This is a genomic window from Pseudideonella sakaiensis (genome assembly GCF_048320135.1).
GTDB lineage: Bacteria > Pseudomonadota > Gammaproteobacteria > Burkholderiales > Burkholderiaceae_C > Ideonella_A > Ideonella_A sakaiensis_A.
Map to the genome: position 1 here is coordinate 4,084,251 of NZ_CP182947.1, position 26,945 is coordinate 4,111,195.

General features: G+C 64.7%; 26 protein-coding genes. 21 read left to right on the top strand and 5 right to left on the bottom strand.

The window, feature by feature from the left end; all coding sequences use genetic code 11:
* Positions 1–12 precede the first annotated feature (12 nt).
* The 21 genes from ACNH6H_RS18720 to ACNH6H_RS18820 all read left to right on the top strand — a co-directional run bounded on the left by ACNH6H_RS18720 (position 13) and on the right by ACNH6H_RS18820 (position 22,695).
* Complete coding sequence (locus ACNH6H_RS18720) at positions 13–1,620, top strand: carboxyl transferase domain-containing protein (RefSeq protein ID WP_418319801.1); 1,608 nt, start codon at positions 13–15, stop codon at positions 1,618–1,620.
* A gap of 80 nt (positions 1,621–1,700) precedes the next feature.
* Positions 1,701–3,719, top strand: coding sequence for an acetyl/propionyl/methylcrotonyl-CoA carboxylase subunit alpha (locus tag ACNH6H_RS18725; protein WP_418319802.1), 2,019 nt, complete (start codon positions 1,701–1,703; stop codon positions 3,717–3,719).
* Between the two features lie 53 nt (positions 3,720–3,772).
* Positions 3,773–4,726, top strand: coding sequence for a hydroxymethylglutaryl-CoA lyase (locus tag ACNH6H_RS18730; protein ID WP_418319803.1), 954 nt, complete (start codon positions 3,773–3,775; stop codon positions 4,724–4,726).
* Between the two features lie 145 nt (positions 4,727–4,871).
* Positions 4,872–6,038, top strand: coding sequence for an MFS transporter (locus ACNH6H_RS18735; protein WP_418319804.1), 1,167 nt, complete (start codon positions 4,872–4,874; stop codon positions 6,036–6,038).
* Positions 6,039–6,213: 175 nt separating this feature from the next.
* The gene (locus ACNH6H_RS18740) at positions 6,214–7,803 is read left to right on the top strand and encodes a carboxyl transferase domain-containing protein (protein WP_418319805.1); all 1,590 of its coding nucleotides are present in this window, start codon (positions 6,214–6,216) and stop codon (positions 7,801–7,803) included.
* 11 nt (positions 7,804–7,814) lie between these two features.
* Complete coding sequence (locus tag ACNH6H_RS18745; RefSeq protein ID WP_418319807.1) at positions 7,815–8,612, top strand: crotonase/enoyl-CoA hydratase family protein; 798 nt, start codon at positions 7,815–7,817, stop codon at positions 8,610–8,612.
* Between the two features lie 19 nt (positions 8,613–8,631).
* Positions 8,632–10,641, top strand: a complete 2,010-nt coding sequence (locus ACNH6H_RS18750) for an acetyl/propionyl/methylcrotonyl-CoA carboxylase subunit alpha (RefSeq protein WP_418319808.1) — start codon at positions 8,632–8,634, stop codon at positions 10,639–10,641.
* A complete protein-coding gene (locus ACNH6H_RS18755; RefSeq protein WP_418319809.1) occupies positions 10,638–11,783 on the top strand; it encodes an acyl-CoA dehydrogenase family protein in 1,146 nt (381 codons plus the stop codon). Before ACNH6H_RS18750 ends, ACNH6H_RS18755 begins: the two co-directional genes overlap by 4 nt.
* The gene (locus ACNH6H_RS18760) at positions 11,780–12,271 is read left to right on the top strand and encodes a PaaI family thioesterase (RefSeq protein WP_418319811.1); all 492 of its coding nucleotides are present in this window, start codon (positions 11,780–11,782) and stop codon (positions 12,269–12,271) included. The genes ACNH6H_RS18755 and ACNH6H_RS18760 overlap by 4 nt, the downstream gene beginning before the upstream one ends.
* Positions 12,268–12,726: a PaaI family thioesterase gene (locus tag ACNH6H_RS18765; RefSeq protein ID WP_418319812.1), complete on the top strand. Its 459-nt coding sequence runs from the start codon at positions 12,268–12,270 to the stop codon at positions 12,724–12,726. The genes ACNH6H_RS18760 and ACNH6H_RS18765 overlap by 4 nt, the downstream gene beginning before the upstream one ends.
* The gene (locus tag ACNH6H_RS18770) at positions 12,723–13,610 is read left to right on the top strand and encodes an SDR family oxidoreductase (RefSeq protein WP_418319813.1); all 888 of its coding nucleotides are present in this window, start codon (positions 12,723–12,725) and stop codon (positions 13,608–13,610) included. The genes ACNH6H_RS18765 and ACNH6H_RS18770 overlap by 4 nt, the downstream gene beginning before the upstream one ends.
* Before the next feature lie 29 nt (positions 13,611–13,639).
* Positions 13,640–14,128 carry a MaoC family dehydratase gene (locus tag ACNH6H_RS18775; protein WP_418319814.1) on the top strand — a complete coding sequence of 163 codons (489 nt, stop codon included), beginning with the start codon at positions 13,640–13,642 and terminating at the stop codon, positions 14,126–14,128.
* A 22-nt stretch (positions 14,129–14,150) separates the two neighbouring features.
* Positions 14,151–14,939, top strand: coding sequence for an SDR family NAD(P)-dependent oxidoreductase (locus ACNH6H_RS18780; protein ID WP_418319815.1), 789 nt, complete (start codon positions 14,151–14,153; stop codon positions 14,937–14,939).
* Between the two features lie 25 nt (positions 14,940–14,964).
* Positions 14,965–15,240, top strand: coding sequence for an acyl-CoA dehydrogenase family protein (locus ACNH6H_RS18785; protein WP_418319816.1), 276 nt, complete (start codon positions 14,965–14,967; stop codon positions 15,238–15,240).
* An 8-nt stretch (positions 15,241–15,248) separates the two neighbouring features.
* Positions 15,249–16,442 carry an acyl-CoA dehydrogenase family protein gene (locus ACNH6H_RS18790; RefSeq protein WP_418319817.1) on the top strand — a complete coding sequence of 398 codons (1,194 nt, stop codon included), beginning with the start codon at positions 15,249–15,251 and terminating at the stop codon, positions 16,440–16,442.
* A gap of 66 nt (positions 16,443–16,508) precedes the next feature.
* Positions 16,509–17,570, top strand: a complete 1,062-nt coding sequence (locus ACNH6H_RS18795; protein ID WP_418319818.1) for a TRAP transporter substrate-binding protein — start codon at positions 16,509–16,511, stop codon at positions 17,568–17,570.
* A gap of 76 nt (positions 17,571–17,646) precedes the next feature.
* Complete coding sequence (gene dctP, locus ACNH6H_RS18800) at positions 17,647–18,702, top strand: TRAP transporter substrate-binding protein DctP (protein WP_418319819.1); 1,056 nt, start codon at positions 17,647–17,649, stop codon at positions 18,700–18,702.
* Between the two features lie 102 nt (positions 18,703–18,804).
* On the top strand, positions 18,805–19,323 hold the full coding sequence (locus tag ACNH6H_RS18805) for a TRAP transporter small permease (protein ID WP_418319820.1): 519 nt from the start codon (positions 18,805–18,807) through the stop codon (positions 19,321–19,323).
* Positions 19,320–20,627: a TRAP transporter large permease gene (locus tag ACNH6H_RS18810; protein WP_418319822.1), complete on the top strand. Its 1,308-nt coding sequence runs from the start codon at positions 19,320–19,322 to the stop codon at positions 20,625–20,627. The genes ACNH6H_RS18805 and ACNH6H_RS18810 overlap by 4 nt, the downstream gene beginning before the upstream one ends.
* 98 nt (positions 20,628–20,725) lie before the next feature.
* Positions 20,726–21,508 carry an enoyl-CoA hydratase/isomerase family protein gene (locus tag ACNH6H_RS18815; protein ID WP_418319824.1) on the top strand — a complete coding sequence of 261 codons (783 nt, stop codon included), beginning with the start codon at positions 20,726–20,728 and terminating at the stop codon, positions 21,506–21,508.
* Positions 21,509–21,522: 14 nt separating this feature from the next.
* Complete coding sequence (locus ACNH6H_RS18820) at positions 21,523–22,695, top strand: acyl-CoA dehydrogenase family protein (protein ID WP_418319825.1); 1,173 nt, start codon at positions 21,523–21,525, stop codon at positions 22,693–22,695.
* 54 nt (positions 22,696–22,749) lie between these two features.
* Here the strand turns inward: ACNH6H_RS18820 and ACNH6H_RS18825 are convergent, their stop codons facing one another.
* Genes ACNH6H_RS18825 through ACNH6H_RS18845 form a run of 5 tightly spaced genes read right to left on the bottom strand, consistent with a single transcriptional unit; the run spans position 22,750 to position 26,902 of the window.
* Complete coding sequence (locus ACNH6H_RS18825; protein WP_418319826.1) at positions 22,750–23,967, bottom strand: CaiB/BaiF CoA transferase family protein; 1,218 nt, start codon at positions 23,965–23,967, stop codon at positions 22,750–22,752.
* Positions 23,964–24,905, bottom strand: coding sequence for a thioesterase family protein (locus ACNH6H_RS18830; RefSeq protein ID WP_418319827.1), 942 nt, complete (start codon positions 24,903–24,905; stop codon positions 23,964–23,966). The genes ACNH6H_RS18825 and ACNH6H_RS18830 overlap by 4 nt, the downstream gene beginning before the upstream one ends.
* 35 nt (positions 24,906–24,940) lie before the next feature.
* A complete protein-coding gene (locus ACNH6H_RS18835; RefSeq protein ID WP_418319828.1) occupies positions 24,941–25,393 on the bottom strand; it encodes an acyl-CoA thioesterase in 453 nt (150 codons plus the stop codon).
* Positions 25,390–25,887, bottom strand: a complete 498-nt coding sequence (locus ACNH6H_RS18840) for a Bug family tripartite tricarboxylate transporter substrate binding protein (RefSeq protein ID WP_418319829.1) — start codon at positions 25,885–25,887, stop codon at positions 25,390–25,392. The genes ACNH6H_RS18835 and ACNH6H_RS18840 overlap by 4 nt, the downstream gene beginning before the upstream one ends.
* Positions 25,888–25,933: 46 nt before the next feature.
* Positions 25,934–26,902, bottom strand: coding sequence for a Bug family tripartite tricarboxylate transporter substrate binding protein (locus tag ACNH6H_RS18845; protein WP_418319831.1), 969 nt, complete (start codon positions 26,900–26,902; stop codon positions 25,934–25,936).
* Between the last annotated feature and the right edge of the window lie 43 nt (positions 26,903–26,945).

Genomic DNA, 26,945 nt, shown 5'->3' on the forward strand with positions numbered 1-26,945 from the left:
CTCGAGCAACAGATGACAATTCTTGCATCACGCGCGTCCGCCTCCGACCCTGAGTTCAAGCTCAACCGCCACGCCTACGAAGACCTGGTAGCCAATTTGCACGAGCGGCGTCGCGCGGCTCTGGCGGGCGGCCCGCAAAAGGCGCGCGACAAACATCTGGCGCGCAACAAGATCCTGCCGCGAGATCGTGTCGAAGTGCTGCTCGACCCGGGCTCGCCTTTCCTCGAACTCGGGATGCTGGCTGGCGAAGGTCTCTACGACGGCGTGCCGCCCGGCGCCAGCATCATCACCGGGATCGGCCTGGTGCAAGGCCGCCCATGCATGATCATCGCCAACGATGCCACCGTGAAGGGTGGCACCTACTACGGGATGACGTGCAAGAAGCATGTGCGTGCGCAGCAGATCGCCTGGGCGCATCGTTTGCCTTGCATCACCCTGGTGGACAGTGGCGGCGCATTCCTTCCCGATATGGCCAACATCTTCCCTGACGTCGGCCAGTTCGGCAGCATCTTCAACAACCAGGTCCGCATGTCGGCCGAGGGCATTCAGCAGATTGCCGTGGTGCTGGGGCCGTGCACAGCGGGTGGGGCTTATATCCCCGCGCTTTGTGACGAGATCGTGATCGTCAAGGAACAGGGCTTCATGTACCTGGGCGGGCCAGAGCTCACCTTCGCGGCAACCGGCGAGACCGTCGACGCCGAATCGCTGGGCGGTGCGCAAATGCATTGCAGCATCAGCGGCGTCACCGACCACATTGCGAACGACGATCGCCATGCCTTGGCAATGACGCGTGAAATCGTGCGTGAACTCGGCGAGACACCGCAGCCGCGCTGGACCCGGCAGGCCAGCCTGCCGCCGCGCTTCGACCCGCGCGAGATCCACGGACTGATCAGCCGCGACCCAAAAATTCCCACCGACACGCGCGAAATCCTGGCCCGATTCGTCGACGACAGCCGCTTCCAAGAGTTCAAACCACTGTATGGCGACACACTGCTGACCGGCTTCGCGCGCATCCACGGCCACGAGATCGGAATCCTCGCCAATCAGGGTGTGCTGTTTCCAGAAAGCGCGATGAAGGCGGCGCACTTCATCGATCTGTGCTGCCAGCGCGACATCCCGCTGCTGTTCATGGCTGACGTCACCGGCTTCATGGTCGGGCGCGCCGCCGAGCAGTCGGGCATCGCCAAGGCAGGCGCCAAGATGATCACCGCGATGGCCTCGGCCAACGTGCCCAAGTACACCATCATCATCGGCGCGTCGTACGGTGCGGGCTACCTCGCGATGTGCGGCCGGCCCTTCAATCCGACGGCCATGTTCGCCTGGCCGAATGCGCGCGCCGCGATCATGGGCCCGGAGCAGGCGGCGACCGTGATGGCCCTGGTTCGGCGGCAGATCAACAAGTCCGAAGGCCGCGAATGGACGCCCGCCGAGGAGGAAGCATTCAAGGCCCCGGTGCGCAAGGTCTACGAAGAATTCCAGCCGGCCGACAATTTCTCCTCCAACCTGTGGGTCGACGGCATCATCGATCCGGTCGAGACGCGCGACGTGATGGGACTGATGCTCGATCTGGCTTCTCGCACGGCACCGAAGCCCACCCCGTTCGGCATCTTCCGCTTTTGACATGACCACCCCAACGCTCACCTTGTTCGCTCCCCCCGAGGGAGCGCCTCAGCCCCTTGGGGCGGCCCGTCGGGACTGAAATGCAACGTATCCAGAAGGTTTTGATCGCCAACCGGGGCGAGATTGCCTGCCGCATCGCACGGACCTGCCGTCGACTCGGTTTGAAGGTCGCGACCGTTCACTCCAGCGCCGACCGCGATGCGCGCCATGTGCGCGAGATCGGAGAGTCGGTCGAACTTGGTGGTGCTGCGCCGTCCGACAGCTATTTGCGCATTGACGCGCTGGTGGCCGCCGCGCGCCGGGTTGGCGCCGATTCGGTGCATCCTGGTTTCGGTTTTGTCTCCGAGAACCCGGACTTCGTGCGCGCGCTCGACGCCGCCGGACTGATATTCATCGGACCGACGGCCGAGACCATGGAACGCCTGGGCGGCAAGGCGCAGGCCAAGCGAGAGGCCGCACGACTTGGCGTGCCGGTGATCGCTGGCAGCGAAGGCGGCATGAGCGACTCGGCTGCAGTGTTGCGAATGGTCACCGGGATGCCGCTGCCGCTGCTGCTGAAGGCTGTGGCCGGCGGCGGTGGCCGCGGCATGGCGGTGATCGAGACACTCGATGGCATCGAGGCACGGGTCGAAAGCGCGATGCGAGAAGCGGAGAAGGCGTTTGGCAATGGTGAGCTGATTGTCGAAAGCTACCTGCCGCAGGTTCGCCATGTCGAAGTGCAGATAGCGGGCGATGGCCAAGGCCAGGCAATCCACCTGTTCGAGCGCGAATGTACGTTGCAGCGCCGCCATCAGAAAGTCATCGAGGAAGCGCCGAGCGCGGGCTTGCCGCCGCTGCTGCGGGGACGTCTGCTGACCGATGCGGTGAAGCTCGCCGGCGGGGTCAACTACCGTGGATTGGGGACAGTCGAGTTTGTTGTCACCAACGACAGGCATTTTTTCCTCGAGGTCAATCCGCGCCTGCAGGTCGAGCATCCGGTTACCGAAGAAGTGACGGGGCTGGACCTGGTCGAACTGCAACTGCGCATCGCCGACACCGGCCAGCTGCCGCTGACGCAAGCCGAGGTGCGCTGCCAAGGCCATGCCTTCGAGGCGCGACTGTGTGCCGAAGACGCTGAAGCAGGCTTCCTGCCGACGACCGGGCGACTGCAGCGCGTGGACTTTTCGCGCGCCGCGGTGCGCATTGAGTCGGGGGTCGAAAGCGGCGACGAAATCACGCCGTTCTACGACTCGATGATTGCCAAGCTGGTATCGCACGGTGCCAACCGCGAAGCAGCCCGGCGCGCTCTGGCCGCTGGTCTGCGCGACAGCACGGTGATCGGTCTGACGACCAACCTGCAGTTCCTGCACGAACTGTTGCACTGGCCGCAGACGATCGACGGCAGCTTCCATACAAGACTGATCGACGAAGCGTTTGCGACGTCCTCGACAACCCGCCAAGTGCCCGAAGTGCCGGCTGAGCACGTCGCCGCCGCAGCGCTGCACTGGTTCGCCCTGCAACGCGTGGCAACGCCTGCGCTCGGTTGCTGGAGCCAGTTGCAAGGCTTCACCGGCTGGCGGCTGGGCACAGGTGCGAGCGTACCGGCGCTGCTGCCCGGTGTTGTGCTAAAGAGCGGGAGCGTCGAATGGCCGGTGCGGTTTGGCGCTCTGCTGCCGGATGGTGGTGTCGATCTGCAGATCGGCGAACGCACCGAGCGGGCTTCCCTGGCTGAGCTGCCGGCGCTGACGAGCGGTCACCGGCTGCTGCACTTTGGCGGCCGCACGCTCGAATTGGCGCTGGCAGGAGATGCAGCCGGTATTGAATTGACGAGCCCGCTCGGACGCAGCGTGTTCGAGTGCACTCCCTATCTCGGCGGGGCGATCGGCGCTGACGAGGTTGGCGGCCTGCTGCTGGCGCCGATGATGGGCAAAGTGGTGGCGATCAACGCGGCAGCCGGCGAAGCCGTTACGGCGGGGCAGACCGTGATCGTGCTTGAGTCAATGAAGATGGAGTTGCACGTGAGCGCGCCGTTCGACGGCGCGGTGGCGGATGTGCGCTGCGCGGTTGGTGACATGGTTGAACGCCACCAGGTGCTTGCGGAAGTGGCCGCTGCAGCATAGGCTGCCGACTGAATAAACCGTGACCGCGAAGGTCAATCTGAAGGAGCGCCCCAATGAATTCTTTTCCGCGCCGTGTCGAGTTTCACGAGGAGGGGCCGCGTGAAGGCTTCCAGATGGAGAAGTCGATATTCCCGTTGGCCGACCGTCTGGAACTGATCGACGCGCTTGCTGGTTCGGGGCTCCAGCAGGTGCAATGTGCTTCATTTGTGAGCCCGCGGGCGGTTCCGCAAATGGCCGACGCGCCCGAGTTGTTCGCGTCGCTGAAGAAGCGGCCGAGCACCCGCTATACCGCCCTTTGGCTGAACGACAACGGCTTCGAGCGTGCCCGTGCCTGCGAGCAGGTCGATCTCGACGGCAAGATCGTGTTCTATGTCACCGAGCCCTTCTCGCAACGCAACAACAACTGCAGCGTAGCCGAGAACCGGGAGCGCCAGTTGGCCTGGATCGACCGCTATATCTCGTTGGGCATCCGATTCGAGCAGGCGTATGTCGTGACTGCCTTTGGCTGCAACCTCGGCGGCCCGGTGCCGGTGTCGGCGGTGACTGATGTGGTGCGCTGGCTGGCCGATGTCTGCGCCGACCGGCAGATCCCGTTTCCGGCCTTCTATCTGGCTGACACCATGGGTTGGGCAAACCCGGAGGAAATCAAGCGCCGCATCGGTGCGGTGCGCGAGATCGTGCCACAGGCGCGCATCGGCCTGCACCTGCACGATACCCGCGGCCTCGGTGGTGCGAATGTCTATGCCGCGTTGCAGATGGGTGTGGAACTGTTCGACAGTTCGGTGGCCGGGCTCGGTGGTTGCCCGTTTGCTGGTCACAAGCATGGATCGGCCGCCGGCAATGTATGCACCGAGGACATGGCGTTCATGTGCGAAGAGCTCGGCATCTCCACCGGCATCGATCTGGAGCTCCTGGTCGAGGCGTCGCGTCTGGCCGAGCGAATCATCGGCCGGCCGCTGAACGGCCATCTGATGCACAGCGGCACGCTGACCTCGATGCGCGTCTGAGCGCGTTGGCCGCCGCGTCGATCAGCGCCAGATACCCGGTCTCGGGCAGCATGTCGGGGGCCGGCGGATGAGCGACGCTACGCCACCAGGTTCGCTACCCACCGTCGCCGCCCCCGATTCCGAATGGGTCGGACCACTGCTTGCGATGCTGGCCGTGCAGACCGCAGTGTCGTTCCTGTCTCGCATTGCGCCGACCCTGGCACCGATGCTGGCGCCGCGCATCGGCTTGCCGGTCGAGAGCGTGGGTTATCTTTCGGCTCTGATCACCGGCGGCTCTATCGTGTCATTGCTGCTCGGGCTGCCGCTGCTGCGGCGTCTTGGCTCAATGCGCAACCTGCAGGTCGGGCTGAGCATCGGTGTGCTCGGCGCGCTGTTGAGCGCTGTTCCGGCTCCGTCGGCACTGTTGCTCGGCAGCCTGATGATCGGCATCTCGATCGGTCCGCCGTCGTCGGCCGGCATGGATGTACTGCAGCGCTTCGCACCGCAGCGGCACCGCAACCTGTTGTTCTCTGTCAAGCAGGCGGGTGTTCCACTCGGTGGCGTAATTGCCGGCCTGTTGCTGCCATGGGCGTCGCAGCGGCTGGGCATAGCCGCCGCGGTGGCGATATCGGCGGTCATCGGGATCATCACCGTGCTTGCCGTGCAGCCCTTGCGAGGCCGCGTCGATGCCGGGCGCGAGCGTGACCTGGCTTTGCACTGGAAGATGTTCCTGACGCCGAGCAATCTGCGCAAACCATTGGCCGTGCTGGTGGCGATGCCGGCGCTGCGCCGCGTCGGCTTGGCTGGAGGCTGCCTGGGGGCCGGTCAGAGCGCCTGGTTCGCCTTCCTGGTTACCTATCTGGTGGTCGAACTGCACTGGTCGCTGACGGCGGCCGGTGCGTTGTTTGCATTGATGCAAGGGGTCAGCGTGCTCGGCAGGCCTCTGGCCGGATTCATCTCCGACCGTCTCGGCGGTGGGCTGCGGGTTCTGCGCTGGGCAGTTGTTGGATCGAGCCTGACCACCCTCGCATTGGCCTTTTGCACAGCGGCTTGGCCTGCCTGGAGTGTGGTCGCGCTTGCGGTGCTGGCCGGCCTGACGGTGGCGAGCTGGAACGGCGTGCAGTTTGCGGAGGTGGCGCGACTGTCGCCGAGAGACAGATTGAATGAAACGATGACCGGGGCCACCTTGCTGTTGCTGTCGGCATACGTTGCCGGCCCGGCCCTGTTCAGTCTGGTCGTCGCGCTGGGTGCGACCTTCAGTGCGGCCTTCGCCGCCACTGCGCTGGTGACGCTGTCGGCGCTGCTGCCGCTGTCGAGAATTCCAGCTAACTAACGTCTGTTTGATGCTAAGATCGATTCGCATGCCTGGGCCGCAATGGGGCGCGTCTGAAGACTGCACGCACCCGCGGCTGCTGCTGGGGCAAGCTGAAACAGGAGCGCAACAGATTGAGCGTGCAGAGTTCTCTTTCACTTCGGTCATTGGTCACCGCGTTTCATCGGATGGGCGCATGGCCGTAATCCGCAGTCGCCTGGACCTGCGACCGGGGGCTCGCGCATCGGCCGCGGGACAGCAGCAGCTTCAGCTTCTGCACGAACGTCTGGCTGCGGCTGCAAGCGGTGGGCGTGACGCCCACATCCAGCGCCATCGTGAACGCGGCAAGCTGCTGGCGCGCGAACGAATCGACTTCGTCGTCGACGATGCCAGTGCTTTTCTCGAGCTTTCGCCGCTGGCCGCCTGGGGTCAGTACGGCAATGACGTCCCGGGGGCGGGCATCGTCACCGGCATCGGAATCGTTGCCGGGCAGCCGTGCATGTTCATCGCCAACGACGCCACTGTGAAGGGCGGTTCCTTCTTCCACGAAACGGTGAAGAAACACCGCCGCGCGCAGGAGATCGCCTGGCGCCTGCGTCTGCCCTGTCTCTATCTGGTGGATTGCGGCGGTGCCTTCCTGCCCGAGCAGGATCGTGTGTTTCCCGATCGCGACCACTTCGGCAACTGCTTCTTCCAGCAATGTCGCATGTCGCAAGACGGTATCCCGCAACTCTCGGTCGTGTTTGGCGGCTGCACCGCCGGTGGGGCCTACATCCCGGCCCTTTCCGATGAAGTGGTGATGGTGCGCGGCAATGCGCGCATCCACCTCGGCGGGCCCTCCATCGTCAAGATCGCGATCAATGAGACCGTCGACGGCGAAACCCTGGGCGGCGCCGAGATGCACACCCTGGTGTCGGGTGTGAATGACCATCTTGCCGCGGACGAACCGCAGGCGCTGGCGCGGCTGCGCGAGATCGTCGCCAGTCTGCCACCAGCGCCGCTGCCTGCACCCACGCTGACAGCGCGGCCGCCGCTGCATGACCCGGCCGAACTTGACGCCGTCGTGCCGGACGAACCCAAGCAGCCCTATGACGCGCGCGAGATCATCGTCCGTCTGGTCGACGGCAGTGAATTGCACGAGTTCAAGCCGGACTGGGGTGCCAATCTGGTCTGCGGTTTCGGTGCAATTCACGGTCAGCCGGTGGCTATCCTGGCGAACAACGGCGCGCTCGTCGCAGAGGCTGCGCTGAAGGGGGCGCACTTCATCGAACTGGCCAATCAGCGCGGCGTGCCGCTGCTGTTCCTGCAGAATATCGCCGGCTTCATGGTTGGCACGCAGGCCGAACGCGCGGGGATCGCCAAGCACAGCGCCAAGATGGTCTATGCGATGGCGTGCGCACGCGTGCCGAAGATCACGCTGATCGTCGGCGGGTCGTACGGCGCTGGCAACTACGGCATGTGCGGGCGCGGCTTCGAGCCCGAGTTCGTATTCGCCTGGCCGAGCGCGAAGGTTGCCACGATGAGCGCCGACATCGCCAGCAACGTGATGCTGGAGCTGGCGCGCACCAACATGCGCGGCGCGGCCGACGAGGCGCGGCTGGCGGAGACCGAACGCGCCGTGCGCGAGCAATATGGCCGCCAGTCAGATCCCTACTACGCGACCTCCCGGCTTTGGGATGACGGGCTGATCGCGCCGTCCCAGTCCCGCAGTGTGCTGGCGTTGACGTTGGCGCTGACGACGCGGCGCGTGCTGCCCAAGACCGCCACACCCGTCTATCGCATGTGATAGGCCGAATGATGAAGACACCCAGCTTCGAAACCCTGCTGCTCGAGATCGATGGCCGCGGCGTGGCTCGGCTCACGCTGAACCGGCCCGATACCCACAACGCCCTCAACGCAACGCTGATCGTCGAGTTGCATCAGGCCGCCGACTGGCTGGGCAAGACCGCTGATCTGCGAGCCGTGGTGCTGACAGGTGCCGGCAAGACCTTCTGCGCCGGTGGCGACCTCGGCTGGATGCAGCAGAACATCAACAAGACGCGCGCCGAGCGCGTCGCCGAGAGCACCGAGCTGGCGCTGATGCTGCGTGCTCTGAACCAGCTGCCGATGCCGCTGATTGGCCGCGTCAACGGCCCGGCCTACGGCGGCGGTGTCGGCATGATTTCGGTCTGTGATATTGCGGTTGCGGTCGACAGCGGGATCTACTGTCTGACCGAAGTGCGCCTCGGCCTGCTGCCGGCGAATATCGCCCCCTACGTGGTGGCACGCATGGGGGAGGCGAACGCACGGCGAACCTTCCTCAGCGCCAAGCGAATGACCGCTGCCGAGGCGCACCGCCTCGGGTTGCTTTCGGAGGTGGTGGCTGGCGATCAGCTCGACGCGGCCGTCGAGCGCGAATTGGCTTACCTTCTGCAGTGTGCCCCCGGTGCAGTGGCGACAACCAAGAAGCTGGTCAGCTATGTGCACGGTCACGATTTGCCCACCAGCATGATCTACGCCGCGGACAAGCTGGCCGACGCCTGGGAAACCGACGAGGGACGTGAAGGCATCGCAGCCTTCTTCGCCAAACGCCCGCCGGCCTGGCACAACAGCTGAGCGGCTTTTGGCACACACGATGTTTGACACCCTGCTGATCGCGAACCGAGGAGAGATCGCCTGCCGCGTTGCACGCACGGCGCGTCGTCTCGGGCTGCGCACGGTGGCGGTCTATTCGGACGCAGACCGCGACGCACTGCATGTTGCAAGCTGCGACACCGCGCGGCGCATCGGGCCAGCGGATGCTGCGCGCAGTTACCTCGATGCCGCCGCCATCGTCGCCGCTGCGCAGGCCAGCGGTGCGCAGGCGGTACACCCGGGTTACGGGTTCCTGTCCGAGAGTCTGGCGTTGATCGATGCCTGTGAGCAGGCGGGCATCACTTTTGTCGGCCCTTCGCGCGACGCCGTCCGGCGCATGGGCTCGAAGATCGAATCCAAGCGCATCGCGATCGAGCACGGTGTGCCCGTGGTGCCCGGCTACCACGGCGATGACCAGGGTGATGCGTTGCTGGCCGACGCGGCCGGGCGGGTCGGCTATCCGCTGCTGATCAAGGCATCGGCTGGCGGTGGCGGCAAGGGCATGCGGGTCGTGCGAGCGGCCGATCAGTTCGGCGCCGCACTGGACACGGTGCGCCGTGAAGCCGCAGCTTCGTTCGGCGACGACCGCGTTCTGCTCGAACGCTATCTCGAGGAACCGCGTCACCTGGAGGTGCAGTTGCTGGGCGACCGGCACGGCAATCTGCTGCACCTGTTCGAGCGCGAATGCTCGATCCAGCGCAGCCACCAGAAGGTCATCGAGGAGGCGCCGGCAGCCCACCTTGACGATGTGCTTCGCGACACGTTGCATGCGCATGCGTTGACGATCGGTCGGGCCATCGGCTACGACAGCACCGGCACCATCGAGTTCATTCACGACGCGCGCAGCGGCGCCGTCTATTTTCTGGAAATGAATACCCGGCTGCAGGTCGAGCACCCGGTCACCGAGGCGACTGTGGGCATTGACCTGGTCGAGTGGCAGTTGCGGGTTGCCGCCGGCGAGCCGTTGGGCTTCGAACAGAAGGACCTGTCACAGCGCGGATGGGCCATCGAGGCACGGATCTGTGCGGAGGATCCAGCCGCCGGCTTCGCGCCCGAGGTCGGCTCCATCGCGGGCTACCGCGAAGCCACCGGTGAGGGCATTCGCGTCGACAGCGGCGTGCGCGAGGGCAGCCGCGTGACCCCGTATTACGACTCGATGGTGGCCAAGGTGATCGCCTTTGCCGACAACCGCGGACAGGCCGCGCGGCGCCTGGCCACAGCATTGGATCAGTATCAGTTGCTGGGCGTGCGCAGCAACCTTGGCTTCCTGGCCGACCTGCTGCGCGCGCCAGCGTTTGCCGACATGCTCAGCACCAACTACATCGAGCGCAGCTTCCCTGACGGCTGGCGCCCGCGCGGCGATGCTGTCGAGGCCCACGCCATCGCCGCGCTGGGTTGCGCGCTGGCCGCGCAAGCACCCTATTCGGCGTCGCCGTGGCAGGCGCTGGGCGCCTGGCGGGTGGGCGACGATGCGGTCCGATCGGGTGTGCCGGTGCTGCTCGAGGACGCGTCACGCACGCTGCACCAGTCACTCGTGCAGGCCCGCGGCAACCGCTGGCTGGTGCAGGTCGGCGAGCGCAGTTTTCAGTTCGCCGGCCGGCTCGACGGCGTGCAGCTGGATGTTGAATGCGACGGTCGCAGCGCAAGTCATCGATTCTTGCGTGTGCAGGAAAGCGGGACTGAACGCGTATGGCTGTCGGGCCCTGAAGGCATCCACTGCTGGACGCGCGGGGATCGCATTCGGCATGCGCGCAACCGCAGCGAGGTCACGGAAAGCGACACCGGCAACAGCCTGCGTGCGCCGATGCCTGGGCTGGTGACATCGGTGCGGGTCAGCCTTGGCGCGAGCGTGCGACTCGGCGACACCCTGGTGATGCTCGAGGCGATGAAGATGCTGAATTCCCTGTCGGCGCCGGTCAGCGGCCGGGTTACCGAGTTGCGCTGCCGCGAAGGTGATTCGGTGCGCGGCGGCGATCTGCTGCTGGTCATCGAAGCCGAGGAAAGTTCATGAACGAACCGGTCTACTTCACCGAGCAGCATCGGCAGTTTCGCGACAACCTGCGCCGCTTCGTCGAACAGGAAATCGTCCCGTGCGCGGCCTCTTGGGAAGAGGCTGGAATGGTGCCGCGCGAAGTGATTCGCCAGATGGGCGAACTGGGCTACCTGGGCATCCGCTATCCCGAGCAATACGGTGGCTCTGGACTGGACACCGTGTACAGCGCAATCCTGGCCGAGGAGCTCGGCCGCTCCACCTACGGCGGGTTCGCTGTCACCGTCACCGTGCACACCGACATGGCCTCGCCGCACCTGGTGAACTTCGGAACGCCCGAGCAGCTGCAGCGCTACCTGCCGGCGCTGATCCGCGGCGAAAAGGTCTGCGCGGTCGCCGTCACCGAGCCCGATGCCGGTTCCGATGTGGCGGGCATCCGCACCCGCGCGGTGCGCGATGGCGACGACTGGGTCATCAACGGCAGCAAGATGTTCATCACCAACGGAGTGCATGGTGACCTGTACTTCGTCGGCGCGAAGACAGATCCGGCCGCCAAGGGCTCGCGCGGCATCTCGATCTTCATCGTCGAGAAAGGCACGCCGGGATTGCGGGTCGGCCGCGCGCTGAAGAAAAGTGGCTGGCTGAGCAGCGATACCGCAGAACTGGTGTTCGAAAACTGCCGCATCCCGGCCGCCAATCTGCTGGGTGGCGAGAACAAGGGTTTCTACCAGATCATGCGCAACTTCCAGAACGAACGGATGGTGATCGGCGCGGCAGCGATGGGCGAAGCGGCGCGCGCGATCGAGATGACGGTGGACTACGTGCGCGAGCGCAAGGCTTTCGGCGCCAGTCTGTGGGACAAGCAGGTGATTCGCCAGCGCCTGGCTATTCGCGCCGCGCAGGTCGAGGCCGGGCGCGCGCTGGTCTACCACGCCGCCTGGCTCGATGCGCAGGGCCGGGAGTGCGTCAAGGAAGTCTCGATGGTCAAGGCGCTTTGCGGCGAGCTCGTCAACAAGGTCCTGTATGACTGCCAGCAGTTTCACGGCGGTTTCGGCTACATGCGCGAAGCCGCAATCGAACGCATGGTGCGAGACGCGCGCGTCGCGGCGATCGGTGGCGGCGCCACCGAAGTGATGCTCGAAGAAGTAGCGAAACGACTGTGAACACCAACGCCGCCAACGCGACTCCCGCCGCGCCGTCCGGTGCACTTGACGCACGCTGGCGGCAGCTGACCCGGATTTCGCCGTACAGCCGCGAACTGGGCCTGGAGCTGGCCCATGTTGGTGTCGACTGGTGCGTGCTGCGGGTGCCATATGCCGAGAAGCTGATCGGTTATCCCGAGACGCGCGTGCTGCACGGCGGCGTGATCACGGCATTGATGGACGTCGCCTTCGGCCTGTCGATCTTCGTCCGGCTGGGCGAACTGCGGCCGATGGCAACGCTCGATCTGCGCATCGACTACCTGAAGCCCGCGACGCCCGATCGCGACGTGCTGGGCGGAGCGGTCTGCTACAAGCTCAGCTCGGAGCTGGCTTTCGTGCGCGGCTGCGCCTATCACGACACCCCTGATGACCCGATCGCGACCTCGATCGCGATCTTCATGTTCACCGGCGGCCCGCCAATCTCGCTCGAGAAGGCGGGCCAGCCATGAAACTCTCCGAGGTGGTGGCCGCAGCGCGAGCCACCGGAAACTGGACATCGCTGGTGGACACGATCCCGTACGCCCGCTTTCTCAACATGTCGATCGACGTAAAGGGCGACGTGTTCAGCTGCACGCTGCCGTTCGACCAGAAGCTGATCGGCAACCCGATCCTGCCGGCGCTGCACGGCGGCGCCATCGGCGGTTTCATGGAGAGCACCGGCCTGTTCTATCTGCTGTGGCACATGGACAGCAGCGAGCTACCGAAGACGATCGACTTCAGCTTCGACTTCCTGCGCTCGGGTCGACCCGAAAACGTCTACGCCAACGTCTTCATGGTCAAGCAGGGCCAGCGGGTCGCGCACCTGCGCATCGAAGCCTGGCAGTCCAGCCCCGACAAACCCATCGCCACCGGCCACGGCAATTTCATGCTGAAGCCGGCTGCATCATCGAAAGGATCTCCATGATCGACAACCGCTACCGTTCCGTCTACCGCCCCGGCCTGTTTGCCGGCAAGACGGTCGTCGTCACCGGCGGAGGCAGCGGCATCGGTCGCTGCACCGCGCACGAACTCGCCAGCCTCGGCGCCGCGGTCGCGCTGGTGGGGCGAAAGATCGAGAAGCTGCAGGCGGTGCAGGCCGAGATCGAGGCTGCCGCCCCGGGCACGAAGCTGAGCATTCATTCGTGTGATATCCGCGACGAGGCGGGCGTCAAGCAGATGATCACCGACGTGCTCGCTGCGCACGGCCGCATCGACGGTCTGGTCAACAACGCCGGCGGCCAGTACCCGCAGCCGGCGCGCGACATCACGTTGAAGGGCTGGGACGCGGTGGTGCGCAACAACCTGCATGGTGGCTTTCTCGTTTCGCGCGAGGCCTACACACAGTGGATGGAGGCGCATGGCGGCGCCATCGTCAACATCATTGCCGACATGTGGATGGGCATGCCGACCATGGCGCACAGCGGCGCGGCGCGCGCCGGCATGCTGTCGTTCACCGAGACCGCGGCCTGCGAGTGGGCGCAGTCGGGCGTGCGTGTCAACGCGGTGGCGCCGGGCTTCGTGGCCAGCAGCGGGTTCGACACTTACGGCCCGGAGATGAAGGCCAAGTTCCGCAGCCTGATGACAACCGCGCCGTTGCAACGCTACGGCACCGAGGCCGAGGTCTCGTCGGCCATCGTCTATCTGCTGTCCGAAGGTGCCGCCTACATCACAGGTTCCTACATTCGCGTCGACGGCGGGGTGCCCAACGCCCGCCAGACCTGGAAGCTCGAAGAGCACACCCGCTCGGTGCCATACGAGGGCTTTCCGCTCGCCAAGATGCCGGACTGCCTGAAGCCCGGCGCCGAATAACTCGCCTCACCGCTCTAAGGAGAAGAAACATGTCCATGGATATCCCGGCCGGTGCCAAACCGGTGCCCTTCAAGACGCACAACCGCACCATCACCGAGACCGACATCGTCACCTTCGTTAATGTCGTGGGCCTGCACGAGCCCTTCTTCATCGACATGGAATACATCAAGGCGAACATGTCAGGCAAGCACCGCAACCGTTTCGCTCCCGGGCCGATGATCATCTCGGTCGGCATGGGGCTGTTGGCGCCGACCGTGGCCGGCATCATCGACAAGGTGCTGGAAGGCCGCGAGCATGGCCCCTTCGGCGGCATGACCGGCGTGGACGCGCGTATCAAGGCGGCGCTGTTCCCGGGCGACACGGTGCACGTTGAGGGCGAGGCTTGGCTCCGCCCGCCGAGTTCGCGTGGCTACACGCTGATGGACCTGCGCCACCGCGTCATCAACCAGCACGGCGAGGTACTGGTCGAGTTCACCGAAACCATCACTTTCCTGCCCAAGGGCGCCGTCGAACACTGAAGCGCTGAGGCCGGGCCACGCCATGAACGGAAGATTCAATGGGCGCACCGCGATCGTCACCGCGGCAGGCGCCGGTATCGGCGCCGCGACCGCGCGGGCTTTCGCGCGCGAAGGTGCACACGTCGTGGTCGCCGACCTGAGCGGCAAGCGAGCCGAGGAGACGGCCGCCGGCGTTGTCGCGCAGGGCGGTGACGCGGCCTGGATCAAGATGGACGCTGCCGATCCCGCCGCGGTGCAGGCGACCGTGCAGCTTGCGCTCGACCGCTACGGCGGCGTCGACGTGCTGGTCAACAACGCCGGCTACGGCGAGCCGGCGCTGCTGGCAGACTATTCGCTCGACAGCTGGAACCGCATCATGGCGGTAACTCTGACCAGCGTCTTCCTGGGGCTGAAGTACGTCCTGCCGGTGATGCGGCGCCAAGGCCGCGGGGCGGTGGTAAATACGGCGTCGATCTCCGGCACCGCTGGCGACTACGGCATGTCGGCCTATAACGCGGCGAAGGCCGGGGTCATCAACCTGACGCGGTCGGCGGCGCTGGAGTGCGCGCAGGACGGCATACGCATCAACTGCGTCTGCCCGGGGGGCATCGACACCCGCGTGACGCAGGTGCTGGCCGGCGCGCGCGCCGACGAGGTGCGCCGTTCGATGGCGGCCGTGCATCCGCTGGGCCGCATGGGCAAGGCCGACGAGATCGCCGACGCCATCCTCTTCCTTGCCTCGGACGGGGCTTCGTTCATCACCGGTGCCGCGCTGGTGGCCGACGGCGGTCTGACGGTGCAGACCGGTCTGCCTCCGTTCGTGGCGCGCTGACGTTCAACCGCAAAAGCATCTCGAAATGAACTTCAGCTTCACCGAAGAACAAAATCTGCTGCGCGACAGCGCGCGCGCGATGCTCGACCGCGTCGCCACGCCCGAGTACATCCGGCGCTGCGATGTCGAGCCGCACTACCCCTACGAGTTGTACCAGGCCTTCGTCGAGATGGGTCTGCTGCGCATGCCGTTCCCGGAGTCGGTAGGCGGCCGCGACGCGCGTGTCACCACCATCACCGCGGGCAGGTCGCAGATGCAGCGCAACCTGATCGCCGGGCTGCTTGGCCTGAAGGCAAAGTGAGCAACCGCATGGATTTCGATCTGACCGAAGAACAGGTGATGTTGCGCGACGCAGCACGCAAGCTGGCGCAGCAGGAGTTTCGTTCGCGAGCTGCGCGCTGGGATCGGGAAGAAACCTTCCCCGAGGAGAACAAGCATCGCCTGGCTGAACTGGGCTATCTGGGCTTGAGCATCGACAAGGAATATGGCGGCGCTGGCGCTGGCCTGGTCAGTACCTACCTGGTGATAGAGGAACTTGCCAAGGTGGATCTGTTGACCGCAATGATCGTCCACGACCAGAACGTTTCGCCGCGCATCATTGCCAATCACGGCCCCGAACAACTGAAGCGCAGGCTGGTGCCGCGGTTTGTCACCGGTGAACTCGAATGCAGCATTGCCTGGACCGAGCCGCAGGCCGGTTCTGATGGCACTGCCATCCGCACCGCCGCCGTCCGCGATGTCGACCAATACCTGATCAACGGAAGCAAGATCTTCACGACCTTCGGAGACCGTGCCGACATGCACTTGGTTTACGCGCGCTTCGGGGTCTCGAACGGTGCCAAGGGCATCGGCACCATCGTCGTCGAAAGCGATCGGCCGGGCCTGACGGTGCGCAAGCTCGAAGGCAAGATGGGCGTGCGAGGTGCGGCCGAGAACGAACTGTTCTTCGATAACGTGCGCGTGCCGGCGACCAACGTCGTGACCCTCGGCGATCCGCAGAATTCACTTGGCTTCGTCAAGCCGCTGACCATCTACAACGGCACCCGCGTGGGCATGGGTGTGATGGCGCTGGGCGTGGCCGAGGGCGCGTTCGATCTGGCTCGCGAGTACATGACGGTGCGCGAGCAGTTCGGCCAGAAATTGAGCGAGATGCAGGGCCTGCGCTGGTTGATGGCCGACGCGCTGATCGAGATCGAGGCCGCACGCTGCCTTTGCTACAAGGCGCTGGCGCTGATCGATGCCGGCACGCCCGATCCGCAGCTGTGCTCGATCGCCAAGGTGTTTGCCACCGAGATGGCACAGCGCGTCACCGTGCAATGCCAGCAGATGTTCGGTGGCTATGGCTACTTCGGGTCGTTGCCGCTGGAGCGCATGGTCCGCGACGTCCGCATGCTCACGCTGACGGGAGGCACCACCCAGACGCAAAAAAACGTCATTGCCGGTCACATCTTCCCGGCGCCGACGCGCGCGACGAGTGTTGAAGGAGCTTTTGCCGATCAATAGCACTCGTCACCCATACACCAGCTGAGAAACGACCAGCGCCATCCACTTGAAAAGGAGAACCTACCAATGCCCATCAAGACAAGACGTCAACTCTTCGCACTCGCTGCGTCCTCCCTGCTGATCTGCGCCGCGCCGGCGGTCAGGGCAGCCGATCCCATTCAACTCGAGTTCGGCAACTGGCTGCCCAGTACTTCGGCGCAATCGAAGAATTCCTTCGAACCCTGGAAAGCTCTGGTCGAAGAAAGGACGGGCGGCCGGGTCAAGGTCAATCTGTACCACGGTGGTGTCCTGGGCTCGTCGCGCGCGGTGTTGAATGACGTGAAGGGCGGTGTCTACCATGTCGGCCTGCTCGTCGATGCCTACTACTACGAGACGCCACTCTTCAAGTTCCTGATCGGCGAGCTGCCTTTTGCGCTGCCAGAGCCGGTCGTCGCAACCAAGGTGATGAACGAGTTCGTCGACAAGTATGGCAACGAGGTGTTCGACCAGCTGAAGGTCAAGAACATGGGCGTCTTCGTTTCTGACGCATATGTGATGTTCAGTACCAAACCGATCCGCGGGCTAGCCGACCTGAAGGGAAAGAAGTTGCGGGCACCCGGAAAAGCCTGGGTCCAGATCGCCAAGGACTGGGGAGCGGTACCGGTTCCGATGCAGCCAGAGGAAATGTACACGGCGCTGGAACGCGGCACGCTCGATGTGGCCCAATATTCGCCGACCGGCGCAATGGGCTGGAAATACTACGAGCCCGCGCCCTACGTGACGAAGGTCGAGGCGCCGATCATCATCGGTGGACTGATCATGAACCAGACCTTCTACAACAAGTTGCCTGACGACTTGAAGAAGATGTTCGACAACGAGTTGAACCCGGCGCTGATGAAGATGGTCGTGGCCGGCTACGCCCAAGGCGCCGCCGACGCACTGGAGAAGATGAGCCAGGTCTTCAAGGCCAGCGGAAGGGGTGAGGTCATCACGCTGTCACCCGAGGAAAAGGCCAAGTTCGTGGGCCGCACTGAACCGGAATGGGCCGCCTGGGTGCAGGAGGCAAACAAGCGTGGCTATCCGGGCGAAGCCATGATGGCCGATTTCAAGGCCATCCTGAAGAAGAACGGTTTGACATCCCCGTTCTGATTTCTGCCGCAGCCCGAGCGCGCTATCGCTGCGGCATCCATTGCGCAACACCCTGCAAAGGTTCAAGGAGTCCTGAATGAAGATCCCGAATCTCCCGAACATTCTGTGCAGCGCGGCACTGCTGGCGCTTGCCGGCGGCGCCGCCTCGGCGGTCGAGCCGATCCGGCTCGATCTGGGCAACTTTCTGCCCAGCACACACCATCTCAACGTCAACGCCTACGAGCCGTGGAAGAAGATGGTCGAAGAAAAGACCCAGAACCGCGTCAAGGTGAACCTCCACCATGGCGGCGTACTGGGCGGATCGCGGGCGGTGATCGACGATGTCAAGGGCGGTGTTTATCAGGTCGGTCTGATGATCGCAGGCTACTACTACGACACCCCATTGTTCAAGCTGACGATCGGTGAATTGCCATTTGCAATCTCCGGACCGAAGGTCGGCGCAAAGGTCATGACCGAGTTCACCGACAAGTACGCCGCCGATGCCTTCGAAAAGATCGGCGTCAAGAACATGGGCGTCTTTACCAGCGATCCCTATGTCTTGATGAGTTCGAAGCCGATCCGAAACTTCGCCGACATGCACAACAAGAAGGTTCGGGTGCCCGGAAAGGCCTGGGTGCAGATCAGCAAGGATTGGGGCGCGGTGCCGCTGCCGATGAAGCTCGAGGAGGTGTATTCGGCGCTCGAGCGCGGCACGCTGGACGTCTTGTTGACGACGCCTGGCAGTGCGATGGGATACAAGTTCTATGAAACCGCTCCTTACGTCACCCAGCTCACCGCGCCTGTCGTCGTCGGCGGGATGATCATGAACAAGTCGTTCTACGACGCGCTGCCGGCCGACCTGAAGAAGCAGTTCGATCAGGAACTGAATCCGGCGCTGCTGCAGATGATCACCAACACCTACGACCAGACGACCGAAGAGGCCTACGCCAAGATGCGCGAAACCTTCAAGGCCAAAGGCCAAGGCGAAATCATCGCACTGTCGAGCGAGGAGCGGCTGAAGTTCGTGCGCCCGACCGCACCGGCCTGGACTGACTGGGTGGAGGAGGCGAACAAGCGCGGCTATCCCGGGGAAGAAATGATGGGCGCATTCAAGACGACCATGAAGAAGCACGGTCTGACCTCACCGTTCTAGGTATCCACGCTGAGGCCGTCCTCCGCGAACTCGGAGCGAGGGACTTGTTGAGCGTTGCCTAGGCTTTGCCCCCCGACGTTTGTCCTCCACGAAGGAATCCGCATGAAGATTTTGAGTTCTGCCGTCGCAATATTGACGACGATATTTCGCTGGTTGTCGGTCGCATGCGTCGCGGCGATGGCACTGCTGATCGCCGTGTCGGTGGTGCTGCGGGCCACATCGACGCCGCTCGGTGGCGAGCACGAGTTGGTCGAGCTGATGATGGTGGGCGTGGTGATGCTGGGCTTGGCCTACACGCACAAGGTCGGCGGTCACATCTCGATCGGTCTGCTGGTCGACCGCTTTTCGCCGCGCTGGCAGGCCAAGCTGGACGTGCTGGCGGTCATGTTGATTGCGGGCACCTGCCTGCTGATCGGCTGGGCCAATCTGCGCATGGCGTACGACTACGCCACCGGTAGTTCGATATCCACCGACTTTCTTTCGATTCCGCTGTTTCCGTTCAAGATCATGGTGAGTCTCGGGTTCCTGCTCTGGGGGCTGCAGGCGATCGTCAGTCTTGCGGAGAAGCCAGCCACGAAGACTGATTCCGGCCGCGCCCTCGCCGGTGGGGGAAATCCATGAATGTCGCTGTGGAGGTCGTGGGGCTGATCGGTCTTGCCATTATGTTTCTGCTGATGTTCCTGCGCGTCCCGATTGCGATTGCAATGTGCGTTCCCGGTATCGCCGGTGCCTGGTTCCTGCGTGGCTGGGAACCGATGACCACCGTGCTCAATACGGTGATCTGGGGGCACAGCGCCAGCTATACCTTGTCGACGATCCCGATGTTCGTTCTGATGAGCGAGCTTGTCTTCATCTCGGGCATCAGCGGCGAACTGTTCGACGTCTTCCGCAAGTGGCTGGGCAATTTGAAAGGTGGCCTCGCATTGGCCACGGTCGGCGCATCGGCACTTTTCGCGGCGGCATGTGGCTCCAGTGTGGCGGGCACGGCGACGATGGGCATCGTCGCCTCAAAGGAAATGCAGGATGCCGGGTATTCCGATTCGCTCAGTTCGGGTGCTGTGGTGGCTGGCGGCACGCTGGGCATCCTGATTCCGCCCAGCACCGCTTTCATCATCTACGGCATGCTGACCGAGGAGTCGATCGGCAAATTGCTGATTGCCGGCATCGTCCCTGGCCTCGTCTTGACCGCGCTCTACATGCTGACCGTCTACGGTGCGGTGTTGGTGAAGCCGAGTCTCGGACCGGCCATGCAACGGGCTTCGTGGCGCGAGCGCTTGTCTGCGTTGCGATCGATCCTTTGGATCGCAGCCCTGTTCGTGCTGGTCATCGGTGGCATGTATGCCGGGCTGTTCAGTCCTACCGAGGCAGCCGGCGTGGGCGCGGTCGGCGCATTCATCATTGCCCTTCTCCGAGGACGGATGACTTGGGCAAATCTGTTGCACAGCCTCAGCAATACGGTCAAGGTAACCTGCTTTCTGTTTGCGATCATTCTGGGCGCGTTTGTGCTCAACTATTTTCTGGCGATCACCCGTTTGCCGGCCGATCTGGCCAATTTCATCAGCGGCCTGGGCTGGCACCCGATCGCAATCATGCTGGTCATCCTGCTTCTGTATCTCCTGCTGGGCGCGATCATGGATGCGCTGGCAATGGTCGTCATCACGATTCCGATCCTGCTGCCGACGGTCAAAGCGCTCGGTTTCGACCTTATCTGGTTCGGCGTCATGGTGGTCGTGATGATCGAGGTTGCCCTCATCAGTCCTCCGGTGGGCATGGGCTGTTTTGTGCTGAAGGGGGTGAATCCCAGTTTGAAGATGGGAAACATCTACAAAGGCGCGTTGCTGTTCATGCTGCCGATCTTCGTATTGCTGGGCCTGATGTTGAGCTTCCCGGAGATGGCACTGTGGCTGCCGCGCCTGATGCAGTGACGTGGGCCGTTTCTGTGCGACCCGGATTAACCGCAGAGGCGAACGGCCGGCACCGACTGCGTGCCGGACCTGATTCGCCGACCTGATCGGATGACAGGATGGAGACCTCCATGTCGATACGAATAGAGCGCCACGGCGCAGTGGCGCATCTCGTGCTTGCACGACCCGAACGGCTGAACGCGTTGACCCCCGACATGATGGAGCAGTTGGGCGACGCCACGCTGGAGTTGCAGAAGGACGCAAACGTGCGGGCGGTCGTGTTGCGCGGCGAGGGGCGAGCCTTCTGTGCCGGTGCCGATATCGGCACAATGACCGGCTTTGATGTCGTTTCTGGCCGCGCACGGCTGCATCGCGCCCACCGTGTCATCAGCGGCCTGGCCAATCTCGACAAGCCGGTGATTGCGGCAGTGCGCGGTGCCACGGTGGGCGTCGGCTGGAGCTTCGCAATGGCCTGCGATCTGACATTGGCCTCGGACAACGCCCGTTTCGCCCAGGTATTCAAGAAAATCGGCCTGGCACCTGATGGCGCCGCCGCCTATTTTCTGATCCAGGCCATCGGCGCGCCGCGGGCGCGCGAACTGATGATGTCGGCGCGCATGGTCGATGCCGCCGAGGCTCTGCAACTTGGCCTGATCAATGAAGTCGTGGTCGACGCGCAACTCGAGGCACGCGCTGCGGCGCTGGCCGACGAACTCGCCGAATCCGCCACCTTTGCGCTGGCGATGGGCAAGCGTTTGTTTCGGGGCGCTGTGCAACCCGGCCTGGAGGCCTTTCTCGAGCTCGAATCTCAGGTGCAGAACCTCGTGCTGCAGAGTGATGACCACAAGGAAGGCGCCGCGGCGTTTCGTGAAAAGCGCAAACCGAACTTTGTCGGCCACTGATCAGCGGAGTGATGATGTTCCAACTTGACCCCGATCTCGAAGCGTTTCGCCAGGAAGCCCGCAAGACCGCCGAACGCGCCTTTCGCGACAAGGCGGCACATTGGGATGAGAAGGAGGAATTTCCCGAGGAGAATCGCGCACTGCTCGCCCGATTGGGTTACCTCGGCATCGTCATCCCGGAAGCTTTTGGAGGCTCCGGTGCGCCGGTGATCCAGGGCACGATCCTGCTGGAGGAGATCGCCCGGGTTTGCTTCAACACTGCGGTGGTTGCACAGATCGCCATCAATGGCCCGTCGCGGGCGATCGCGGTGATGGGCAACGAAGAACAGAAACAGCGCTGGCTGCCGGGCTGCGCGCGCGGCGACATCATGTTCGCCATCGGCATCAGCGAACCCGGCGCCGGCTCGGGCATGACCGATCTGGTCACGTCGGCCACGCCGGATGGCGACGCCATCGTGCTCAACGGCCAGAAGGCCTATTGCACCGGCGGCCATCTGGCCAGCCACATCTTCGTCTTCGCACGATGGGGCAAGACCCGGGGACCGCGCGGGATAGGTGCGTTGGTGGTCGAACGCGGCACCATGGGTTTCGAGGTTGGCCAGCAGGCGCGCAAGATGGGCGGACGCGGCATGCCCGAGGCCGAGCTGTATTTCGACCATTGCCGAGTACCGCGCGAGAACGTCATCATCGCCGGTGATCCGGACTCCACGCGCAGCTTCAAGCGCCTGATGAGTTCGTTCGGCCCCGAACGAGTCGGTAATGCCGCGATGTGCCTGGGAGTGGCGCAGGCGGCCTACGAGGCCGCCAAAGCCTATTCTCAGGAACGCGAACAGTTCGGCCGCCCGATCTGCGAATTTCAGGGCCTGCAATGGAAGATCGCCGATATGGCGGTGCAACTGCACGCTGCTCGCCTGATGATCTACCGCGCGGCAACCAACTTGGTTGATGGTTTCCCCGAGCCTCTCGAAGCGGCGATGGCCAAGCTTTATGCCAACGAGATGGTGCAGCGCGTAACCAATGAGGCGCTGCAGATCCACGGCCATGCCGGTTTTACGCGTGACCTGCCGCTGGAGCGCATGGTTCGCGATTCGCGAGGCTTTGCACTGGGCGGCGGGACCACGGAGATCCTGCGCAACACGATTGCGGCGATGGTCTACGGGAGGGCGTTCGACCAGCGACGGTCCTGAAGTCCGCGCAGTTCGCCGCGCCATTCGTGCTCGCGGCGAACAGCGGGCTCATTGTCATGCGCTGCCCGTCGCGATGGCCCCTTCGGCGCGCAGCGTGGCGATTTGTGCCGGCGTATAGCCGAGTTCAGCCAGGATCGCCGGCGCGTGTTCGCCCAGTCGCGGCGGCCGGTGGCCGGGCCGGCCCGGGTTGGCCGACAGCTTGACCGGGATGCCGAGCGAGCGGTGGCCGTCGTGTTCGACGAGCATCTGGCGGTGCGCGGCATGCGGCTGCGTCAGCGCCTGCGGCACGCTGTTGACAGGCCCGGCGGGCACGCCCTTGCGCATCAACTGCTCGCACAGGATGGCCACCGATGCGTCTGCGAGCGTGGTCTCGATCTCGGCGCGCAAGGCCGGGCGGTTGGCCAGGCGCGCGCGGCTGTCGGCGAACCGCGGGTCGACAGCGAGTTCGGCACGACCGACATGCTCGCAGAAGCGGCGGAACTGGCCGTCGTTGACGACGCCCAGGAACAGCTCGCCGTCGCGGGCCTTGAAGCTGTCGTAGGGCGTGATATTCGGGTGCGCACTGCCCATGCGCTGCGGCGTGTTGCCCGAAGCCATCCAGTTGGCGCCGTGCGGGATCAGCAGGCCCAAGCCGGTGTCGAACAGCGTCGCTTCGACCCGTTGGCCACGGCCGCTGCGCTGGCGTGCCGCCAGTGCCAGCAGCACGCCGACCAGGGCGTTGTAGCCGGTCATGATGTCCACCACCGGCACACCGACGCGCAGCGCGCCCGAGTCGGGTGTGCCGTTGACGCTCATCACACCGGCCATGGCCTGCAACACGGCGTCGTAGCCGGGCAGGCCGCCGAGTGGCCCGTCGGCACCGAAGCCCGAGACAGCGCAGTAGATCAGCCGCGGGTGGCGGGCGGCGAGCACGCCCTCGTAGCCCAGGTCCCACTTCTCCATCGTGCCGGGCAGGAAGTTTTCGACCAGCACATCGACGCCGTCGAGCAACTTTTCGAGCACGGCGCGGGCGGGCGCGATCGACAGGTCGAGCGCGATCGAGCGCTTGCCGCGGTTGATCGCGCCGAAGTAGGCGGCCTGGCCGGAAGCATCGAAGGGCGGGCCGAAGTGGCGCGTTTCGTCGCCCGCTGGTGGCTCGACCTTGATGACATCGGCCCCGTGGTCGGCGAGCATCTGTGCGCACAAAGGGCCGGCCAGCACGCGCGAGAGATCGAGCACGCGCAGCCCGGCCAGCGCGGCCTCGGCTTGCATCGGGACGGTGGCTGAAGTCATCGTGATGGCGCCGTTGGCGGCAGGGCGTGGATCAATCGTTGTGCGGCGTGTCGTGCGAACTCGGGCAGCGGCACCGACTTGCGTGCGACGAGATCGAAGAAAACCGCCGCGACAACGATCGAGGTGATTGTCTCGCCGGTGCCGGAGTCGACCAGGTGATGGAAGAAGTGGAACACCTTGTCGCCCGCGTTGAGCAGTCCGCTGCGGACTTCCACGGCCTGGCCCACTCGCATGGGCCGGCGGTAGACGATGTCGTAGTCCAGCGCGGCAGAGCCGATCCCACGGCTGCGCAGTTCGCCCTTGCTCATGGCCATGGCGCGGAACAGGTGATTGGCGCACTCGGCGAAGCGCGCGATGTGGGCACACGGCGCCGCGATGCCCTGGACATCGCATTCCCAAGACTCGACCGAGCCGCGGTAGGTGAGCAGCAGCGCCTGGGCGTCGAAGGTGGCGGCGGGCGGCGCCACGACGGGCTGCTGCGGCGGCGGCGCGTCGGGCAACTCGCCCGCAGCGGCCTGCGCACCGGCCAGCACGTCGTCGGGCCAGGCCAGCGCAGTCGCGCCGTCCGCATCGGCCCAGGCCAGGCGGGTCTCGAAGGCTGCCGCCTCGACCCCGGTCTGCGCGTTGACCATGCGGCTGGCGATGTCGAGCGTGCCCTGCGCTGAGATGGATCGAACGCCCGAGCGCACGAAGTAGATATCGCCGGCGAGCAATTCGCGTTTGAACAGGATTCGATCGGCTACCGGCAGCGGCCGGCAGCCCGCAGCGCGCACGCGCGAGGGCGACAAGCCCAGCCTCGCTGCCAGCACCGCCTGCGCATCGCTGGCCTTGGCCAGGTAGAACTGCACGTTCATGTGGCCCCATTGGTCGCAGTCCCAGGGGTTGATCGCGCCGCGGCCGGTGACCCACAGCTCACTGGCAGCAGCGGCGCTTTGCATAGCGGGTTGTTCACCCGTGGGGCGCGGCGGCGAACTCACAGCGCGTCCTGGGGCAGCAGCCGCGCGCGCGCCAGCGCCAGCACGGCCGGGTCGAGCAGCGTCGAGCGACGCGCGTCGAGATCCATGTTGACGGTGAAGACCTTCGATGTCATCACCACCTGTTCGGTTTCGACCTTGGTCAGCCGATGGAAGAAGGTCAGTTTGCGGTCGCTGGCCTCGACCACGCCGCTGTCCATGCGCAAGATGTCGCCGGCCAGCGCTTCCTTCAGGTACGAAATCTCCTGTCGCACCGCAGCCGGCGCCTGGCGGCGCTCGCGGATGAACGCGGGGGTGATGCCGATCGAGGCCATCACATGCCAGGCGGCATCGGAGACGCGGGCAACGTAGAACTGCACGTTCATGTGACCGAGGTGATCGCACTCGAGCGGCGCCACACGGCCCAGGTAGGTTTCGACGAGCAAAGACTCTTCCTTGTCTGGCAACATCATTCTCCGGCCTTGTAGTTGGATTCCTTGACCACGCGCCGCCACTTGACGGTGTCGTTCTCGATCGCCGTCGTTAACTCGGCCGGCGTGCTGCCCACGGGTTCGTAGTTGAGCGTGGCCAGGCGCTCGCGCACCACCGGCGTGAAGTCGCGCACCGGGTCGTAGGGCAACTTGCTATACAGCGAGGCATTGGTCGCGTGCGTGCTGAGCACCGCCAGCATGATGGTGTTGCCGTCCGCGGCGGCCTTGGCCGCGGCCTCCGAGGCGATGATGCCGTTGGCGCCGGGCTTGCTCTCGACCAGGACCGGCTGGCCCCAGGCCTCGGTCAGCTTCTGGCTGACCAGGCGCGCAATGATGTCGGTGGCCTCGCCGGGGGCGTAGGGGATGATGAAACGGATCGGTGTTGACGGGTAGCCTCGGGCCTGGGCAGGGTTCGGCGCCAGCAGCGCACTCGAGCACACCGCCATCAGCCATCGAGCGATATTCATGTCATACATCGGCCTGGGTTCACGAGGGTGTTGTGGGTCTCGCGGTTCCCGCGGTTCATTCGGTCTTGATGCCGGCGGCCTTGACGGCGGCCGCTACCGAAGCCATCTCGGCGCGGTGGGTGGCGGCGAGCGCCTCCGGGTCTCCGGGCTGGGGGGCAAAGCCGATGGCCCGGACCTTCTCCGCCATGGCGGGATCTCTCAGGATCGTCAACAACTCGTTGCTCAGGCGGCTGCTGATTTCCTTGGGCACACCCGCCGGCGCGTAGAAGGCCACCCAGGCGGTGTACGCCATGCTCTTGACCCCGAGCTCCGCAATGGTCTCCATCTCGGGCACCAAAGGCGACCGCTTTGGGCCGGTCTGGGCGAGTGCACGAAGCCGGCCCGCCTGGACGTTCGGCTGGCTGCTGGACACGGGTTCGCAGGTCACGTCCAATTGGCCCCCAATCAGGTCTGTCAGGGCCTGTGCCGAGGACTTGTACGGTACGCGGGTCAGATCAACGCCTGCGGCCACCTTGAAGAACTCCATGCATAGCAGGGCCGAGCTGGTGCCTGCGCCGTAATTCAGCTTGCCGGGGGCGGCCTTGGCCGCTGCGATCAGATCGCGGATCGACTTGAACGGCGAGTTCGCCGGCACCGCGAAGAGGAAGGGCGCGTCGGCGGCCAGTGCGAGCGGCACGAAGTCCTTCAAGGGGTCGAGCGGGAAATTGGCGTAGAGGAAGGCGTTCGCCGCCATCGTCGTATTCGAGCCGAGGAGAATGGTGTAGCCGTCGGCAGGCGCTTTGACGGCGGCCGTCACGCCCAGCACGCCGCCGGCTCCGGCGCGGTTGTCGATGACGACCGTCTGGCCCAGCCGTTCGCCGAGCGCCTTGCCCACCAGCCGCCCGAGTGCGTCGGTGCTTCCACCGGCACCTTGCGGCACGATCATCTGGATCGGTCTGGACGGCCAGGCCTGGGCCCAGGCGGCGTTCGACGAAAGAAGTGCCGCGAAGCACAGCGAGGCGAGGTATCTGCTCAGAATCTTCATGTCTTCCTCCAATACGGTGTGACGGAGCGGGGTCGAAGTTTGC